Origin of the sequence: Photorhabdus akhurstii, from assembly GCF_019090985.1 — a bacterium.
Classification (GTDB): domain Bacteria; phylum Pseudomonadota; class Gammaproteobacteria; order Enterobacterales; family Enterobacteriaceae; genus Photorhabdus; species Photorhabdus akhurstii.
The window spans coordinates 5,646,473-5,665,015 of sequence record NZ_CP020335.1 but is presented as its reverse complement, the minus strand read 5'-3'; the positions used below and the strand labels follow the sequence as shown (position 1 = coordinate 5,665,015).

The window sequence follows — 18,543 nt, the reverse complement described above, 5'->3', positions numbered from 1 at the left end:
CGAGTAGATTATTTATCCTGATTAAGCCAATGCATATATTCCGTTACTCCTTCGGCAACGGTTTTGAATGGTTTATCATAACCCGCCGCCCGAAGTTTAGTCAGATCTGCTTGCGTGAAACGCTGATAACGGCCTTTCAAATGTTCTGGGAAATCAATACGCTCAACAGGTAGTGATTTATCTTTATGGAATTCAACAACCGCATCTGCAACCGCCTGGAAAGACTCAGCACGACCCGTTCCACAGTTATAAATCCCGGAAACGCCGTTTTTCCAGAACCAAAGATTAACCGCCGCGGCATCACCAACATAGATAAAATCACGTTGAAAGCCTTCACTGCCAGCGAAGAGTTTTGGGCTTTGTCCCTGATTGATTTGATTGTTCAGATGAAAGGCGACACTCGCCATACTCCCTTTGTGCCCTTCACGTGGTCCATATACATTGAAATAACGGAAACCACAAATTTGTGAATCAGCTTGAGGCAGGATTTCCCGGACGTATTGGTCGAATAGAAACTTAGAGTAACCATAAACGTTGAGTGGTTTCTCATACTGACGCTCTTCGATAAAATTATCAGTGCGGCCGCCATAGGTTGCTGCTGAGGAGGCGTACAGGAAAGGAGTGCCGCGTTCAAGGCAATAGTGCAGCAATTCTTTGGAATATTGATAGTTATTATCCATCATATATTTGCCGTCCCACTCGGTTGTGGATGAACAAGCGCCTTCATGGAAAATAGCGTCAATATCACCGAAATCATCACCGGCCAGAATACTGGCAATAAACTCTTCCTTGTCCATGTAATCAGCAATATCCAAGTCAACCAGATTGGTGAACTTAGTACCATCTTTTAGATTATCCACGACCAGAATATCTTTATATCCTTCGTCATTTAGTGCTTTGACAATATTGCTGCCAATAAATCCAGCACCGCCAGTGACAATAATCATCCGACTCACCTCTACAATCGGGTTAATGAAGCAAATTGCGTCTATAATAACATCTAACATCCATGACGACAGCAGCTTAAGCAGGGGAATATACTGAAATATCATGGTAATTCAGGTCGCATGACGTGACGGATACAGCAAAGTTAATATTATCTGCCTGATAGTGTCGTCAGTAGCCTGATCAATGAGTAAAATATCTAACGACCCTTCATTTATAAATCAGGAGAAAATAAATGTCAGCATCATTTTATCAGCAAATTAATGAACAATTAGAACAAGCCCATTCGGAAGGGTTGTTCAAAAATGAACGTATCATCACTTCTGCACAAAATGCTGACATTGCTGTAGCCGATGGCAGCCACGTTATTAACTTCTGTGCAAATAACTATTTAGGTTTGGCTAATCACCCTGAGCTGATTGCCACTGCTAAAGCTGGGATGGATAGCCACGGTTTTGGTATGGCCTCTGTTCGTTTTATTTGTGGAACTCAGGATACTCATAAAGAGCTGGAGAAAAAGCTGGCAGAATTTTTGGGTATGGAAGATGCCATTCTTTATTCTTCTTGTTTTGATGCTAATGGTGGTTTATTTGAAACGTTGTTTGGGCCGGAAGATGCCATTATCTCTGATGCGTTGAACCACGCTTCTATTATTGATGGTGTCCGTTTATGTAAAGCGAAGCGTTATCGCTATGCTAATAATGATATGCAGGAACTGAGAGCACAGTTAAAACAAGCCAAAGCAGATAATGCACGTCATATTGTGATTGCAACCGATGGTGTGTTCTCGATGGATGGTGTGATTGCTGATTTGAAATCTATCTGTGATCTGGCTGATGAATTTGATGCCCTGGTCATGGTGGATGACTCCCATGCTGTGGGTTTTGTTGGTGCTCATGGCCGTGGTACCCATGAATATTGTGACGTTATGGATCGTATTGACATCATTACCGGCACTTTAGGTAAAGCATTAGGTGGTGCTTCCGGTGGCTATACCGCGGCACGTAAAGAAGTTGTTGAGTGGCTGCGCCAACGTTCACGCCCATATCTGTTCTCTAACTCACTGGCTCCGGCGATTGTAGCGGCATCCATTAAGGTGCTGGATATGCTGAAAGAGGGGGATGCATTGCGTGATCGTCTGTGGAAGAACGCTAATCTGTTCCGTGAAAAAATGACCGCAGCAGGTTTCACGTTAGCAGGGGCTGACCACGCTATTATTCCTGTCATGTTAGGCGATGCAAAATTGGCACAGGAGTTTGCCGCAGAATTATTGAAAGAAGGCATTTATGTTACCGGTTTCTTCTATCCGGTAGTCCCTAAAAATCAGGCCCGTATCCGCACGCAAATGTCAGCCGCGCATACGGAAGAGCAAATTGAACGTGCAGTTGCGGCGTTCACGCGAATTGGTAAGCAATTGAGCGTAATTGCATAAGGCATCTCTATGAAAGCATTGTCAAAGTTAAAACCAGAAGAAGGCATCTGGATGACCGATGTGCCCGAGCCGGAGTTGGGGCACAATGATGTGATGATCAAAATCCGTAAAACAGCGATTTGTGGTACGGATGTGCACATCTATAACTGGGATGATTGGTCACAAAAAACAATTCCTGTACCAATGGTTGTTGGTCATGAATATGTTGGTGAAGTTGTCGCTATTGGTCAGGAAGTAAAGGGTTTTAAAATTGGTGATCGGGTGTCTGGCGAAGGGCATATTACTTGTGGTTACTGCCGTAACTGTCGTGGTGGCCGTACTCACTTATGCCGTAATACCATTGGCGTAGGGGTAAACCGCCCTGGTTGTTTTGCTCAATACTTGGTTATTCCTGCATTTAATGCGTTCAAAATCCCAGATAACATCTCTGATGAGCTGGCTTCTATTTTTGACCCATTTGGCAATGCTGTTCATACCGCGCTTTCGTTTGATCTGGTTGGAGAAGATGTGCTGGTTTCTGGTGCAGGCCCAATTGGTATTATGGCTGCGGCAGTGTGTAAACATGTTGGCGCGCGTCATGTTGTTATCACAGACGTTAACGAATATCGCCTTGAGCTGGCACGTAAAATGGGTGTCACCCGTGCGGTGAACGTCAGTCAGGAAAATCTGACCGATGTCATGGCGGAATTGGGCATGACGGAAGGTTTTGATGTTGGTTTGGAAATGTCCGGCGCTCCGGCAGCATTTCGTACCTTATTAAATACCATGAATCACGGCGGCCGTGTTGCACTGTTGGGCATTCCGCCATCAGATATGGCAATTGATTGGAATCAGGTAATTTTCAAGGGCTTGTTTATCAAAGGTATTTATGGCCGTGAAATGTTTGAGACCTGGTATAAAATGGCTACATTAATTCAGTCTGGTTTAGATCTGACACCCATTATCACTCACCGGTTCTCTATTGATGATTTCCAGAAAGGCTTTGACATCATGCGTTCAGGGCAGTCTGGTAAAGTTATTCTGAATTGGGATTAACCGATCGAATCAGTTATCACTAAAATTAATAGGCGCTTTTAGTTCTTGAGCGCCTATTTGAAGTATTAGAAGATAATTGGCTATTTCTTAATATGAATTTCTATTCTGTTTTATCCTGAGACTTATCTCCGGCTAGTTTCTGGATATATCGGCTCACCGTGTTCACAATAGGATTATCAACCAGAGTATCGCCAATAACGGCCAGATAATCTTGGCTGGTAACTGTAATGGGTGCCTCTTTTATTTCACACAGCTTGCCCCATTTATGCTGATTATCACTAACAGGTTTGCCACTTAACAACCTACTTGGGCTAACTAACTCAATATCAGCGGGAAGCGTTGGCAGCATCTGCTGTAATGCACGAATGGTTGTTGAATGAGGATGACCGATAGCAATAGCGGAACCATTCTTACGGGCAATGGAAATCGCACGATTTAGCTGATGGCGAGTTTCCGCTTCTGATTGCACATCATCAAGGAAAATATTACGGCGGATAACGCGGACAGGCGTGCCTTGCGCTGCCTTTGTTGCCTGAGTATTGCCAATCGTCACACTGTCGAGAAAATAGAGGTTATAACGAGACAATGAGCGCATCACTTTCTGCATTCCTGGCAAGCTCGAAGTCATAGCGCTACCCATATGGTTATTGATTCCTACAGCATAAGGGACTTTTTGTATTGCACGCTGGATGATGCGGTCAATTTCTTCACTGCTCATGGTTGGCTGGAGAGTATCCGGCTCTAGCAATTGCTTACTTAAAGGCGCCATTGGCAGATGGATTAAGATCTCCCGCCCTTGTTTATAGGCTTTTTCAGCCATTTCCCTGCCATGCGGTGAATCCGGCAGAATGGCGATAGAAACCGCAACAGGCATCTGCAATATTTTGTTTTCGTTATGAGGACGGTAACCAAAATCATCAATAACAATTGCCAGACGGGCTGCACTGGCTTGTAGGCTCAAGAGAAGCAGAGCGGTAATACCAATTTTTGTGAACCTGTGTTGTCTCAACTGATTCATCTCCCAAGCCACGGTTGTGGGTTTACCGCTCTTCCTTGGCGGCGGATTTCGAAATAGAGTGCGGATTGTTGCTGACCGCCACTGTTACCGACCAACGCAATAGGTTGTCCGGCTCGAACTTGCTGGCCGACCTTGACCAGAGCGCTCTGATTATAGCCATAGAGACTCATATCACCTTTACCGTGCTCTATCACGACAACTAGCCCATAGCCTTGTAACCAGTCAGCCAGCAGTACCCGGCCATCGGATATTGCTTTAACTTCAGTACCTTCTTGCGCAGAAATCACCATGCCTTTCCAGCGCAATTCGCCTTGCAACGCTTCACCAAACTCATGTATCACTTTACCGCGGACCGGCCAAATTGCCTGACCCGCTGGACGGCCAAGACCACCTGTACGCGCCATCAATGCGCGTTCATCTTCAGTGGGTTTATAGCTGGAACCTTTTTGCTGCGCTTGCTTCTGTTTCGCTGCAATCTGGGCACGAACACGGGCAGCTTCTCTGGCTTCTCGTTCAGCACGTGCTTTCGCTTCCCGTTCTGCTTTAGCAATTTTATCTCGCAGACGGGTTTCATTTTGTTTTAGTTCAGCGAGATTTTTTTGGTCTTTCTTTAAGGAAGATTCCAGCTCAGTTAGGGTTTTCTGCCGAGCGTTGCGGGCTACTTCCATTTGTTGCTTTTGCTGTTGTTGTTCAGTTAGAACTTGTTTTTGCTCTTCCTGTTTCTGTTGCTCAAGTTTTTTTTGTTCAGTTAAATCAACGGTTGTTTGTTCAAGTTTAACAATGGTGTCCTGACGGGCTTGATTAAGGTAGCTATAGTAAGCGAGTATGCGCTCACCTCTCTTTCCCTCTTCTCCTCTGAACATGAGTTCAAGCCCTTGATGTTGCCCTTGACGAAATGCAGCATCCAATTGGCGCGCCAGCATATCTCGTTGCGCGTTTTGTTGTTTTTCCAGTTTTTTGATGTTGGAGACGAGAGCAGCAATCTCTTTATTCAGCTTACTGAGTTGAGTTTGAGTGTTGTGTAGGGATTGACCAATTGTGGAAATGGTATTTTCCTGATCTTTTAATTGATTTAGCAAAGAACTACGTTTTTGCTGTTGTTGTTGTACACTTTTCTCTTTCTCCGCGATGTCTTGTTGGAGATCTTTCAGCTGATTTTTATTGGCGATAATTTGATTTGCAAAGGTATTGAAGCTGAAAATAACAAATAGGAAAGCATAGAACAACGAGGCACAGATATTATTCCGCCGTGAGTTCTGATGGCGCCGATAATTACGGCTATGTATTTCCTTGTTGTCAGCCATTTCTGTAAATATACCTTGCTACTGTATGCGCTAGATTATTTCATGATGAACAAAGAGTTACCAGATGCTACGCTGATTTTTTACACTTTCAGATAATGCTGTCTTAACATCGAAATCGAATAGTAATAAACATACTAGCCTATTTATTGCTGAAATTCCTGTATGCATTGAGTGTGACAGGGCAGATGCAGGTAAGGTACTTAAAATGCTTCATTTTCAGGATATTTTTATTTTTTCTCGAAACTCTCCGCAAAATTTGCATTGAGCTTATGCTATTTGGCTGTAATTGACGCAACACAAAGGTATACTCTGGAACCTTAGAAATTTGTTATTAACCAACGGGAGTTTTTGTCCCCATGCTGCAAGAAATCATGCAATTTATTAACCAGCATATGACCTTAAGCCTCATCTGGATTGCGCTGCTGGTTGCCGTTATTGTGACTACATCGAGAGGTTTCTTCTCTAAAACCAAAGAGATAACTCGTGCTCAAGCTATTAATCTGATCAACAAAGAAGAAGCCATCGTCGTGGATTTACGTTCCCGTGAAGATTTCCGCAAAGGGCATATTATTGGTTCAGTAAACCTGACTCCCTCTGAAATTAAAGACAACAATTTTGCTGAGTTGGAAAAACATAAAAAGCAGCCTGTAATTGTTGTTTCTGCGAATGGCATTGAATCTCGTACTCCGGCGGAGAATCTTATTCGTGCCGGTTTTGAGCGCGTATGTTCCTTGAAAGAAGGTTTGGCGGGTTGGACAGGCGAAAACTTGCCATTGGCGCGTGGTAAAAAGTAATCATTTTGGGCGTGAATGGAGACATTCACATAAAAAATTTAATAAGGACATCTAAAGGTAACAATTATTATGTCAGAACAAAGCAATACAGAAATGGCTTTCCAGATCCAACGCATCTACACCAAAGATATCTCTTTTGAAGCACCAAACGCACCGCAAGTGTTTCAACAGGAATGGCAGCCGGAAGTAAAACTGGATCTGGATACCGCTTCCAGTGAGTTGGCTCAAGGGGTTTATGAAGTTGTTCTGCGTGTAACTGTAACGGCCACTTTGGGAGAAGAGACAGCATTCCTATGTGAAGTACAGCAAGGGGGTATTTTCTCTATTGAAGGTATCGAAGGAACGCAGTTAGCTCACTGCTTGGGTGCATATTGTCCGAATATCTTGTTCCCATATGCTCGTGAATGCATCACTAACTTGGTTAGTCGTGGTACCTTCCCACAACTGAATCTGGCTCCAGTAAACTTTGATGCCCTGTTCATGAACTACCTGCAACAGCAGGCAGAACAGTCTCAGGGCGGTGAACAAACTGAACAGGAAGCTTAATGAATAGTACTGTTTCTATGACAGTGATCGGTGCCGGCTCATACGGCACCTCATTAGCCATTACGCTGGCTCGTAATGGCCATAATGTTGTACTTTGGGGGCACAACCCAGAACATATCCGGGCATTGCAACAGGCGCGTTGTAATCAGGCATTTCTGCCGGATGTTTCCTTTCCTGATAGTTTATTGCTTGAAACAGACCTGATAAAAGCATTAACAGCAAGCCGTAACATTCTTATTGTGATACCGAGCCATGTGTTTGGTGAAGTATTAAAGCAGGTGAAACCTCATCTACGGTCTGATTCACGTATCGTCTGGGCAACTAAAGGCTTGGAAGCGGATACCGGTCGGTTATTACAAGATGTGGCCCGTGAGATATTGGGCAATGAAATACCGCTAGCGGTGCTCTCTGGCCCAACATTTGCTAAAGAATTAGCGGCTGGTTTACCCACTGCGATTGCTATTTCCGCGACGGAATCTGCTTTTAGCGACGAACTCCAGCAATTATTCCACTGTGGCAAAAGTTTTCGGGTTTATAAGAATACTGATTTTATTGGCGTTCAACTCGGTGGCGCCGTAAAAAACGTGATTGCCATTGGCGCGGGGATATCTGATGGTATGGGTTTTGGTGCTAATGCTCGTACTGCCTTGATTACGCGTGGATTGGCGGAAATGAGTCGCCTTGGTGCCGCGCTTGGCGCTGATCCTTCTACCTTTATGGGCATGGCGGGATTGGGCGATTTGGTCTTAACTTGTACTGATAACCAATCACGTAACCGTCGTTTTGGCATGATGCTGGGGCAGGGAATTAGCGTCGAAGAAGCCCAGGATCAGATTGGACAGGTTGTTGAAGGTTATCGCAATACTAAAGAAGTACGTGCGTTGGCTAATCGTGCCAATGTAGAAATGCCGATTGCGGAACAAATTTATCAGATACTCTATTGCAATAAAAATGTGAAAGAAGCTGCTCAGGCATTATTAGGAAGAGCCAGAAAGGATGAGAGCGATAATGTACGCTCTTAAATAAAAATCTAATGAAATAGGTTCTAAATGTGAGAGTAAAAAATATGTCGCTAGAAGAATTGGACGAAGTTTGGAAGAACATAAAAACAGAAGCGAGAGCACTGGCTGAATGTGAACCGATGTTGGCCAGTTTCTTTCATGCAACATTACTCAAGCATGAAAATCTTGGTAGTGCCTTAAGCTATATGTTGGCTAATAAGCTGGCTACGCCGATTATGCCGGCTATTGCGGTTAGAGAGATTGTAGAAGAGGCTTATCGTTCAGATCAGAAGATGATTGTCTCTGCTGCCCGCGACATCATAGCAGTGCGTCTACGTGATCCCGCCGTAGATAAATACTCAACTCCTCTGCTGTACCTCAAAGGATTTCATGCTCTACAAGCCTATCGCATTGCCCACTGGATTTGGGGAGAAGGGCGTAAGGCATTGGCTATTTATCTGCAAAACCAAATCTCGATGTCTTTTGGCGTTGATATTCACCCGGCGGCAAAGATTGGTTGTGGCATTATGCTTGACCATGCTACAGGCATAGTGATTGGTGAAACGGCAGTAGTGGAAAATGACGTTTCTATCCTGCAATCCGTCACTCTTGGTGGTACTGGTAAAACAGGGGGTGATCGTCATCCGAAAGTCAGGGAAGGGGTGATGATTGGCGCAGGTTCGAAAATATTGGGTAATATCGAAATTGGCCGTGGGGCGAAAATTGGCGCAGGTTCAGTTGTACTGCGCTCTGTTCCACCACACACAACAGCCGCTGGGGTGCCTGCCCGTATCGTCGGTAAACCTGAAAGTGAAAAGCCATCATTGGATATGAACCAACACTTTAATGGTATTAACAATGGCTTTGAGTATGGTGATGGAATTTGATTTTTCGAAATATAGATATTAGTAATCATTATCATATTTTCACATATTAAATGTGGAAATATGATTTTGCATGCTTAACTTATTTAGAGCTTTTATAAATTATTTTCTTGCTACGCCTATTATAATATAGTGCCAATGTTTAGGGACGACTTTATTTATAACTTTATTATCTAACATCCCTAAAAATCTTCTTTGAAATTCACTCCTGCCAAACGTAGCAAGGAAGCCTAATGTTGTATAATCAACATTTGAAAATGCTGATAGATAATCTGTCATTTCCCTGGCGGTAACATAGCCCCAGGTATTTCCCCAATTAACATAATTTTTCCTGAGGAATTTATGCAATGGTGATGCAACCAAATTTTCTGCAAACCAAAGCTCACCTCCTTCTTTTAATGAATGAAAGATCTGATTAATAGCTTCTTTTTGTGCTGTTTTATTGAAATTATAACCGACAGCACCTAATACTGATTTAAACATAACAATATCGAAATGGTTCTTATATTTGATATCCGATGCGTTTAATTTATCATATTGAATGCTCTTTTCTATATGATAACGTTCATGTTTCTCCAGTGCTTTTGGCGTGGGGCCATCTAAATCAGTACATAAGACATTTGCTCCATTTAATGCTGCCCATAATGATAGCCCACCATCTCTACTACCTAACTCTAGAATATTAGCTGATTTTAAGTCTAATCCAGAATGATCTTGCCAATATTTTAAGGAATAACTCCAGTTATATATGTCCCATTCTATGACATCATGGAGAAATTCTTTTGAACTTTTTGCTTTCATAGCGTAACCAATATATATCAATGAAAATGAGTTACCTTAATGCTAACTTTATTAAATTATTATGATCTAAATAGTCGATCACTTGAGGGAAGCAACCCCGATTAAGTTATATGAATCGATTTTCAAAGAGAAAAAATTCCTCAATAGGGTTAAGTTATACTAATCATAGCACCTACGTCCTGTGATAAATGATGATTTAGCGCAAAAACTTGTTCAGAAAACCCAGGATAAAAACTATGTCCTTGATGTCTTACTGCTTTCCTAACGATACATCATGGTCATTCTGCCACTTACATCGTCAAAGCCTGTTGTACTCTGTCCATCTTCTGTCGGATGTGATATTGGAATATTGAGCTGATAACTATCATGGTCGTACCATGCTTTATCTATCTGAGGAACATGACGAAAAGGGTTGTTTGGTTCTCACCGTGGGTCTGGTGCAGAGCGGTTCCTATACTGAATTTCTGTGACCCACGCAAAGAGGAAAAAATTGCCGTGATATAGTCAATAACACGTTGAACCATTACAGAAGTGTGTAGCGATTATTGGCACACTATTTTCTAATGATAGCGCCCTGATAATCTAATTGCCGCCAAGCTTCAAAAACAACAATGGCAACTGAATTGGAAAGATTCATACTGCGACTGTTTGCTAGCATTGGGATACGAATTTTTTGTTGTGGTGGCATATTATCCAATACATAAGGTGGTAACCCTCGGGTTTCCGGCCCAAACATTAAATAATCCCCGGCTTGATAACTTACAGCACTATGTGCCGGAGTTCCTTTTGTTGTGAGAGCAAACAAACGAGCAGAAGACACTCCTGTTAATCCTTCATTCTCTAAAAAAGTAAAATAATCATGATGTTGTTTAACATTGGCGAACTCATGATAATCCAGCCCGGCTCGACGTAGCCTTTTATCATCCCAGGTAAACCCCAGAGGCTGAATCAGATGCAATTGAAATCCGGTGTTAGCACAAAGACGAATAATATTACCGGTATTAGGTGGGATTTCAGGTTCAAATAAGACGATATTTAGCATAATGCCCCCTAGAAACAAGGAGCACAGGTTAGCAGAAATCAGGAAGGGATGCAGGGGGATCTTCATCGATATTCCTATTTATCTGTTGGAAGATCTTTCCTTGTTGGGGGGATCGATTGATTGTCAGTAAACTTAAAAGTGAAAAAACATCACTAGATATAATCTAACATACTAAATTCTTTAGAGATTCTCTGGATTATTTTTTTGCCACTCCGATTATAATATAGTGCCAATGTTTAGGAACGACCTTATTTAGAACTTTATTATCTAAAATCCCTAAAAATTTTCTTTGAGATTCATTCCTGCCAAACGTAGCAAGGAAACCTAAAGTTGTATAATTAACATTTGAAAATGCTGATAGATACTCGGTCATTTCGTTGACAGTAACATAGCCCCAAGCATTGCCCCAATTAACATAATTTTTTCTGAGAAACTTATGCAATGGTGATGCGATTAAATTTTCTGCAAACCAAAATTCACCCCCCTCTTTTAATGAATGGAAAATCTGATTAATCGCCTTTTTTTGTGCTGACTTATTTGAATTATAACCAATACCACCTAATACTGATTTAAACATAACAATATCAAAGTGGTTCCTATATTTAATATCTAATGCACTTAATTTACCATATCGAATTCTATTTTCTATATTATAACGCTTATGTTTCTCCTGTGCTTTTGAAGTAGGGCCATTTAAATCCGTACATAAAACATTACCTCCATTTAATGCTGCCCACAGTGATAATCCACCATTTCGGCTTCCTAGTTCTAGAATATTAGCTGACTTTAATTCTAGGTTAGAATGGTCCTGCCAATATTTTAAAGCGTGACTCCAATTACATATATCCCACTCTATTACATCATTGAGTAGCTCTCTTGAGTTTTCTGTTTTCATAAAAAAATGACCAATAAACTAATTATTTTAATAATACTTTTATAGTGAATTATTAAGATCTAGTGATAGATTATTTTTTAATGATGGTATTTTAGGAAAAGATTACGGGAGGGCTTGCTTGGCAGGAATTTCAGATAGATAGGCTGTGCTCGTCGATGCTTTTGTTTCAATCTTCTCCTTAAATATTTTAGTGTTGTTCAGTACATTCACTGCAATATGTTTTATCCGAGATGACAATTCTACTGAGTCGCTGCGCTGGTTCTTATCACTGAGTAACGTTTTAGATGAGTAACTGTTACGGGTATTATAGCCTGATTTTGGTGCATTTTCTTATATCTAAGATAGTCAGTTCCGCGTTCAGCGCAGTTTTGACGATCAGCTTAGTGAGCATGTAGGAAAACTAATTGAGATCTGCTTCGGTTTTGACGCCTTTAGCCAGTTCGGTTGCGAGCACTTTAAACTTTTTGTCCATAATTTGCCTGTCCTATGGTGTTGGAAGAAACATATTAAAAACAGGCAATTACACAATCTAAATTATAGTCTCAGGTTCAAGTTAAGATGATGTATAGCATGCTTTGATCATTGTATCGCAAATGTAATGATAGTTTTCTATAGTATCCATTTCTGCTGCTTGATTTTTTCCTACTAAATGCATACCAACCTTAATTTTATCAAGTAGCATGATTGGAATATTATCCCAATATAACTTGCTGTTTTCCAAATTTTCTTTATTTAAGAACTTTGGTATTTCTTTCTTAATAATTTCACATGATACCTCATCCCAATACGAGATACCTAAAAGAGAAGGTTTATTAGCATTACTAACTTGGATGTCTTTGATTAAATTTTGTTTAGATAATACGGGTATCCATTCAGCATCTTCACTTTTAGGTCGTTTGATAACGTAATAGGTACTTTGTTCTAAAGAGGTAAAGATATTATCTAGTAGAACAACATCGGCATCTATAACAAGTGAATTCTTGAAGAAATCAGATGCTAAATAGAAAGAATATATACTATTATAATTGGCATAGTTAGGATTATAAATTAAGTTACAATCATATCTGGCTACAAGATAATCGAATAAGTGAGCCATATGTCCAGTAACTATGTGTATTTCTTGTATACCAAACTCATGTAAATATTGAATAGTACGTTCAATATTAGGTATATCATTGATGGGTAGCAAGGCTTTATGGTTTTCTTTGGTTAGGTTATTAAAACGAGAACCTAAACCTGCTGCTAATATAATTGCATTCATTTTAGTGTCAAAATTAACTTTTTGATATTACGTGGATTTGCAGCGGTGAGGAATGAACCTGTAGAGACACCTATGCATAGGAGCAATAGCTTTACTGAAATGGGTTCGTCTATAAGAAAATAAGCAAAAATCACTGCCCAGATAGTATAAGTGATATTTAAACCCATAGCACGGATGGGTTGGAGCATACTGATCGCTTTGTAATAAAAAAAGTATGACATCGTTGCTGCCAGAGAAGTTGCAAATAATAAGGAGTATAATGCCATATTTGAGAAAATATGTACAACACTAGGAAAAAATTGAACTAATAGTATGATAATTACTAGATAGCCTACAGAGGATGATAATTGCCTGATAAAATAAGCAATATCGGCAGGTATATCTTTATTCATCCCATACGAGCTGATAACAACTTCGGCACTCCAACCTAATGCACATATAAAAGCGAAAAGAAAGCCGAGCCAGCTAGATGTTGTCTGAGTTGATGCTGAGTAACCTAGTATCATGGTACACATAACGGCTAATATTAATCCCAATATACCGATAAGATGAATACGATCTTTAAGTAGAAAAAAAGAAATTAAAGCACCAATAGCAGGGTAAATGGCTGAAATGGTTGCTGTATAGCTAACACCAATGTATTGAATAGCTAAAATATAACAAGACATGCCCATTGGGCCACCAAATATAGCTGCCAGTATAATGATCCCATTTTTCTTATTTTTGGGGATAGAGCGTATTGCTTTGTATTTTCCTTGAAGTACAAGATACATAAACATGTATCCGCATGAAATCATATCATTCAGGAAGGCAAGTACAATGGGGATGAGAAAATAAGAGGAAAGGACGCTATCTTTTAACAATAATGCTAGAAGCACGCCGCTTAACCCCCAAAAAACACCAGAAAACAGCCCATAGGCATTTGCAGCTGCTTTAAAGTTAGTGAACATAGCTATTTTTGTACTGTTCCATTAGCTTATAAGCCCGTTTTAAGCGGTTAATGCCATAATTTCCAAATTTTTCACCATTTTCCTCTTTTACTATTGTCCATATTGTCCAGAGAACATCTTGGGAAAATTGAAACAATAATATCTTTTCTAATGCATTTGGCATTATATTTTCCCCAAAATATTCAGCTAGAAATAGTTTCTGTTCTTCTTGTGTATAACCACATTCCAGAAATAGTGCAGCTATATCAAACATAGGATCATTGATACCTGAATATTCCCAGTCTATAAAATAGACATTTTCATTTAATTTTAGAATATTTTCAGCGACTAAATCGTTGTGGCAAGGTCGATGCTCTAAGCCAAGATTGTTTAAAATAGCTTCAATCTGATGGAAAAAATCCAATACTTCTGCTGTATGTTCAAAAGGATAAGGAATAATTTTATTATGGAGTAATGACCAATAACGATGGAATTCAGTAAAGACATTAAATGAATTATTAAAAGCTAGATCTGATTGATGTAAATATTTTAACTGCTTACTAATCAATGGAATATTAGCTGAGTTTCTTGCGTTAATTGGTGATAAGGTTTCAGAGCCGCTTAAGAACTTTGTTGCTTTTAAGCCAGTATTGTGATCAAAATAGAATACTGGCACATTAATTCCTAAGGACGAAGTTAATTCGCTATTGACTTTTTCGTGATACCTATTAATGAAACATTCTGTTTTTCTGCCTGGCACACGCAAAACTATCTCTTGGTTATTTAATTTAACCAAATAATTACTGTTGGTCATACCTCCGATCACGGAGATTTCAAATTTATCATTTACTTCTAGCTTAAATAGCTTTGCAACAAACTGTTTGATTTCATTAATATTTTTTTTCATTTCGTCAAAAGAGAAAGTCATTCATGATTATAAAATAGCTAATTTTATTCTAAATAAGAAATTAATAGAAATAATATTTTCCTACCCCAATTGGCTTAGTGTATGAGTATCGATCAGGAATGTACTCCGTTTCTATGACAGGTATCATATAATCTTTACCATAGTAGTTAGTTAGATACTCAGTAGTATTTTTAGGTATAAGAAAGTTTCTACCTTTAAACTCGGTATTAGTTAACTCGAATGAAGGACAATAATTCTCGAAAGTAGTGCATTCTCCTTCTTTAATACTGCCTTTAATTTTCGGTTCTCCAAAGTCACCAAAGTGATGACAAATCATGTGCTCTTCTTTTTTAGAATAGAAGAAGATATCTACTTGTACACCTCTTAAGGAATAAGTATATTCGAGTGCTGTTTCCCCTTTATCTTTCTCAAACTTTTTGAGTTTCTTAAAACCTTTGGAGATTAAGGATATTTCAATTTCATCTGAAAAATCAGATAAGTACATGCCAAAATCCAGATCATTATCATGTACGATAAAGTCTTTTTCTCTTATTGCACCAAGCAAAGTTCCCCAGTCTAGCCAGAATGTTTTGTTAATACTTTCCATCGCTTCCTGGAATGCATACAAAGCAGCTAGATTATATTTGTGATATCTCTTATTTCTCTTAATCTCCTCTTTTGAAGAAAGAATTGAAGGAAGTAGGATAAATCGGACATATCTGAAAAGAGGGTTCTTATCTATATTTCCTTTTAGTTTTTTAAATATCACCATTATTGATTGCCATATCCATAGGGGTTGTTTATTTGCCAATTCCAACTATCACGCATCATATCGTCAATATTACGCGTTGCTTGCCAGCCAAGGATATCGAGAGCTCTAGACGGATCAGACCAACACTCGGCAATATCCCCAGGACGTCTATCTGTAATTTTATATGGAATATCTTTACCTAATGCCTTTTCAAAAGCATGAAGTAGTTCAAGTACAGAATAACCAGCACCTGTTCCTAAATTAAAAACTTCATAGGATTGCTGTTTATCCAGATAGTCAATGGCGGCAATATGGCCTTCAGCCAAATCCATTACGTGAATATAATCACGAACACCGGTACCGTCTTTGGTTGGATAATCGTTGCCATACACTGATAAACATTCCAGACGACCAATAGCAACCTGAGTGATATAAGGTAATAGATTATTGGGAATACCGTTAGGGTCTTCGCCAATCATACCTGATGGATGAGCACCAACAGGATTGAAATATCTTAAACTGGTGATTTTGAAACTTGGCTTGGCTGCGGCAAAATCTTTCAGAATCTGCTCGACCATCAGCTTAGAGGTGCCATAAGGGTTAGTTGTACCACCAACCTTAGCATTTTCCGTGAGTGGTACAGATTCTGGATCACCATAAACCGTTGCGGACGAACTGAAAATTAATTTATGTACGCCATTGGTACGCATAGCCTGCAACAGAACTAAAGTGCCAGTAACATTGTTCTGATAATATTCAAGTGGTTTTCTGGTGGATTCACCAACCGCTTTTAAACCGGCAAAATGAATTACAGATTCGATGTTGTTTTCCTGGAAGATTTGATTCAGTAAATCTAAATCAAGGATATCACCTTGATAAAACTTCACTGATTTGCCAGTAAGCTTTTCAACTCTATGAAGAGATTCGGGTGATGAGTTACACAGATTATCAATAACAACAACATCAGCTCCTCTTTCTAGAAGCGCCAATACTGTATGTGAGCCGATGTAGCCGGCTCCGCCGGTGATTAGGGTTGGCATTTAAATATTCCTGTGTACTTTGTTAGTTATTTCTAAGCTCATGATAACTTAGCCAATACAATTCTTTATTATCTCAGGTAAAAATAAAAGGATGTTTAGCATATAGGTTTTATATTAACGGTTATTTAAATCCTATTCATAAAAGTTACCAGTGTCTCCCTTTGTCTAAAGAAACTGGAGGAATAAAGCCTGTTTCAGTCATAGTATTTAATTAAGATGCATGTGGACTTAAACGTTCATTTTTCGAATATTCTTATTAAAGAACCTATAAACAAACTATTTATTTTTCAAGGATACAATGCAATTATAAAGATATTATGGCACACATCTCTATCTTATGCTTAATAAGCACCATCTCGTTTAATCACTACATTGACTGTTTTAAACAAAATCGCAATATCATTCCAGAGCGCCCAATTTTTTACATACCAGCTATCAAGATATACGCGCGTCGCATAGTCAACATCGTTACGTCCACTTACCTGCCATAGCCCTGTCATACCAGGTTTCGCCATGAGATAATATGACTTGTCATCTCCGTAGCGTTCAAGTTCCTCCTGAACAATGGGTCTTGGGCCAACGAGACTCATCTCTCCTCTCAGTACATTGATCAACTGTGGAAGCTCATCAAGGCTGGTCTTACGTAGGAAGTGGCCGATAGGAGTGATTCTTGGGTCATTCTTGAGCTTGAAATCCTTCTTCCATTCTTCCAAGGCGTTCTGATCTGTCTTGAGCAGATTTTCCAACACTTCTTTAGAGTTGATAATCATAGAGCGAAATTTCAAACACTTAAATCGGCGCCCTCCTTGCCCTATACGCTCATGACCATAGAAAGGAGATGCTCCATCACGGGAAACCTTCCAGCCGATAAAGAGAAATAGAGGGGAAAGGAGTACTAACAGAAGGGAAGAAACGACAATATCAAAACCACGCTTTAGGATACTTGATGACTGCCTAGCTAGGTTATTCTTAACCCTCAGCATCAAAAGTTCATGGCTAAAAGAGTAAGAGACATCTGTGCCATAGAGTGGCACTCCACGTAAGGTTGGGATCACTGAGATATTACGCACACCATGAGCAGAGAGATAACGCAACCACTCGTCTTGTAGCTCGTTCTGTTCATACTCAAGGGCGATGAAGATCTTATATTGATGGTGCTTTTCAAGCAATTGTTCAGGTGTGAGATGGAAGAGTGGAAGCGTTTCCACCGGGCTAGCAGCACAATTATTGTCTGGAGCAACAAAGCCTATGACCTCAAAGCCAAGTAAACGCTCGCTGAATATAGCTAGATAAGTTTCGCGAGCGTTATTTCCATTGCCGATGATGATAGTTGGCATGTTCCAGTATCTAAGCTTAATTAATAACAGTTTAGTCAGCCATCGACAAAATGGCAGAGCAAACATGACAATCAACCAGAACATTGCCCACTGGTAACGAGAGAAATTCCATTTAGAGATAGCTACTATCGCTAAATCGGCTACAGCTAGTCCGATGATCATCAGCAACGTTTCCTTTAGCTCATTCCAGAATGGTTTGTGATAAGTGTAATGTCGCAGATGCCCCCAGGACCAGAGAAGCGTAGCTAAACTAATTGCCAGAAAGCTCCATGCCCTGGCCACATCCGATCCACTTTTAAAAACGAGAGAGAATGAAATATCGGTATGAATACTTTCAAACCACCATGAAAGCACAAAAGCACCAGCCATAGCGAGAAGGTCACTTGCCATCAGAGAAAAACGGTTAACAGATGCTGAATAGTTTCCATATTCGAGATGTCCGTCCTTGGAGTGCCGGATCATTTCTTTTGAATCCATAATAATATTTACCTAAATTCGAAAGAGTATTCGGCAAAGTGACAAATAAGTACTCTGCCGTAAGTTGCAATTATTTTCTTATTCAAAACTTGAGGACTAGCTAGGTAACCGTAATATTGTATATCAGCAAAATAGTTCACTGGC

General features: G+C 40.0%; 18 protein-coding genes and 1 pseudogene. 6 read left to right on the top strand and 13 right to left on the bottom strand.

The genetic code is table 11. The features are described from left to right. Nucleotides 1-8 precede the first annotated feature (8 nt). Entirely contained in the window at nucleotides 9-947 is a 939-nt protein-coding gene (rfaD, locus tag B0X70_RS24605) for an ADP-glyceromanno-heptose 6-epimerase (RefSeq protein WP_105397470.1), read from the bottom strand. Nucleotides 948-1,180: 233 nt separating this feature from the next. On the opposite strand from rfaD, the gene kbl reads away from it, so the two are divergent. Next, complete coding sequence (gene kbl, locus B0X70_RS24600) at nucleotides 1,181-2,377, top strand: glycine C-acetyltransferase (protein WP_217470586.1); 1,197 nt, start codon at nucleotides 1,181-1,183, stop codon at nucleotides 2,375-2,377. Nucleotides 2,378-2,386: 9 nt separating this feature from the next. Next, the gene (tdh, locus tag B0X70_RS24595; RefSeq protein ID WP_040149772.1) at nucleotides 2,387-3,412 is read left to right on the top strand and encodes an L-threonine 3-dehydrogenase; all 1,026 of its coding nucleotides are present in this window, start codon (nucleotides 2,387-2,389) and stop codon (nucleotides 3,410-3,412) included. Between the two features lie 100 nt (nucleotides 3,413-3,512). On the opposite strand, the gene B0X70_RS24590 is transcribed toward tdh, so the two are convergent. Both B0X70_RS24590 and envC read right to left on the bottom strand, forming a co-directional pair. Beyond that, the gene (locus B0X70_RS24590) at nucleotides 3,513-4,430 is read right to left on the bottom strand and encodes a divergent polysaccharide deacetylase family protein (RefSeq protein WP_105397472.1); all 918 of its coding nucleotides are present in this window, start codon (nucleotides 4,428-4,430) and stop codon (nucleotides 3,513-3,515) included. Continuing rightward, a complete protein-coding gene (gene envC / locus B0X70_RS24585; protein WP_217470585.1) occupies nucleotides 4,427-5,734 on the bottom strand; it encodes a murein hydrolase activator EnvC in 1,308 nt (435 codons plus the stop codon). The genes B0X70_RS24590 and envC overlap by 4 nt, the downstream gene beginning before the upstream one ends. A gap of 356 nt (nucleotides 5,735-6,090) precedes the next feature. Between envC and B0X70_RS24580 the strand changes: the two genes are divergently transcribed. From B0X70_RS24580 to cysE, 4 genes are all read left to right on the top strand, one after another. Next, nucleotides 6,091-6,528 carry a rhodanese-like domain-containing protein gene (locus B0X70_RS24580; RefSeq protein WP_036811242.1) on the top strand — a complete coding sequence of 146 codons (438 nt, stop codon included), beginning with the start codon at nucleotides 6,091-6,093 and terminating at the stop codon, nucleotides 6,526-6,528. A gap of 69 nt (nucleotides 6,529-6,597) precedes the next feature. Continuing rightward, nucleotides 6,598-7,074 carry a protein-export chaperone SecB gene (gene secB / locus B0X70_RS24575; protein WP_036811245.1) on the top strand — a complete coding sequence of 159 codons (477 nt, stop codon included), beginning with the start codon at nucleotides 6,598-6,600 and terminating at the stop codon, nucleotides 7,072-7,074. Beyond that, nucleotides 7,074-8,096 (top strand): NAD(P)H-dependent glycerol-3-phosphate dehydrogenase, encoded by a 1,023-nt coding sequence (gene gpsA, locus B0X70_RS24570; RefSeq protein WP_217470584.1) that lies wholly within the window; start codon nucleotides 7,074-7,076, stop codon nucleotides 8,094-8,096. Before secB ends, gpsA begins: the two co-directional genes overlap by 1 nt. Before the next feature lie 44 nt (nucleotides 8,097-8,140). Beyond that, entirely contained in the window at nucleotides 8,141-8,962 is an 822-nt protein-coding gene (gene cysE / locus B0X70_RS24565) for a serine O-acetyltransferase (RefSeq protein WP_036811250.1), read from the top strand. 99 nt (nucleotides 8,963-9,061) lie between these two features. Here the strand turns inward: cysE and B0X70_RS24560 are convergent, their stop codons facing one another. From B0X70_RS24560 to wbaP, 10 genes and pseudogenes are all read right to left on the bottom strand, one after another. Continuing rightward, nucleotides 9,062-9,760: a class I SAM-dependent methyltransferase gene (locus B0X70_RS24560; RefSeq protein ID WP_217470583.1), complete on the bottom strand. Its 699-nt coding sequence runs from the start codon at nucleotides 9,758-9,760 to the stop codon at nucleotides 9,062-9,064. Nucleotides 9,761-10,313: 553 nt separating this feature from the next. Then, entirely contained in the window at nucleotides 10,314-10,802 is a 489-nt protein-coding gene (gene trmL, locus B0X70_RS24555) for a tRNA (uridine(34)/cytosine(34)/5-carboxymethylaminomethyluridine(34)-2'-O)-methyltransferase TrmL (protein WP_065388879.1), read from the bottom strand. 196 nt (nucleotides 10,803-10,998) lie between these two features. After that, on the bottom strand, nucleotides 10,999-11,697 hold the full coding sequence (locus B0X70_RS24550) for a class I SAM-dependent methyltransferase (RefSeq protein ID WP_217470582.1): 699 nt from the start codon (nucleotides 11,695-11,697) through the stop codon (nucleotides 10,999-11,001). A 255-nt stretch (nucleotides 11,698-11,952) separates the two neighbouring features. Beyond that, a pseudogene (locus B0X70_RS24545) lies at nucleotides 11,953-12,172 on the bottom strand (IS256 family transposase); the annotation flags it as partial. 78 nt (nucleotides 12,173-12,250) lie between these two features. Beyond that, entirely contained in the window at nucleotides 12,251-12,958 is a 708-nt protein-coding gene (locus tag B0X70_RS24540) for an NTP transferase domain-containing protein (RefSeq protein ID WP_217470581.1), read from the bottom strand. Further along, on the bottom strand, nucleotides 12,955-13,908 hold the full coding sequence (locus B0X70_RS24535) for a DMT family transporter (RefSeq protein ID WP_246593384.1): 954 nt from the start codon (nucleotides 13,906-13,908) through the stop codon (nucleotides 12,955-12,957). The genes B0X70_RS24540 and B0X70_RS24535 overlap by 4 nt, the downstream gene beginning before the upstream one ends. Beyond that, a complete protein-coding gene (locus B0X70_RS24530; protein WP_217470580.1) occupies nucleotides 13,898-14,794 on the bottom strand; it encodes a choline kinase family protein in 897 nt (298 codons plus the stop codon). The genes B0X70_RS24535 and B0X70_RS24530 overlap by 11 nt, the downstream gene beginning before the upstream one ends. Nucleotides 14,795-14,855: 61 nt before the next feature. Then, nucleotides 14,856-15,566: a LicD family protein gene (locus B0X70_RS24525; protein WP_217470579.1), complete on the bottom strand. Its 711-nt coding sequence runs from the start codon at nucleotides 15,564-15,566 to the stop codon at nucleotides 14,856-14,858. Beyond that, nucleotides 15,566-16,585 (bottom strand): UDP-glucose 4-epimerase GalE, encoded by a 1,020-nt coding sequence (gene galE, locus B0X70_RS24520; protein WP_217470578.1) that lies wholly within the window; start codon nucleotides 16,583-16,585, stop codon nucleotides 15,566-15,568. The genes B0X70_RS24525 and galE overlap by 1 nt, the downstream gene beginning before the upstream one ends. 341 nt (nucleotides 16,586-16,926) lie before the next feature. After that, entirely contained in the window at nucleotides 16,927-18,399 is a 1,473-nt protein-coding gene (wbaP, locus tag B0X70_RS24515; RefSeq protein ID WP_246593383.1) for an undecaprenyl-phosphate galactose phosphotransferase WbaP, read from the bottom strand. Between the last annotated feature and the right edge of the window lie 144 nt (nucleotides 18,400-18,543).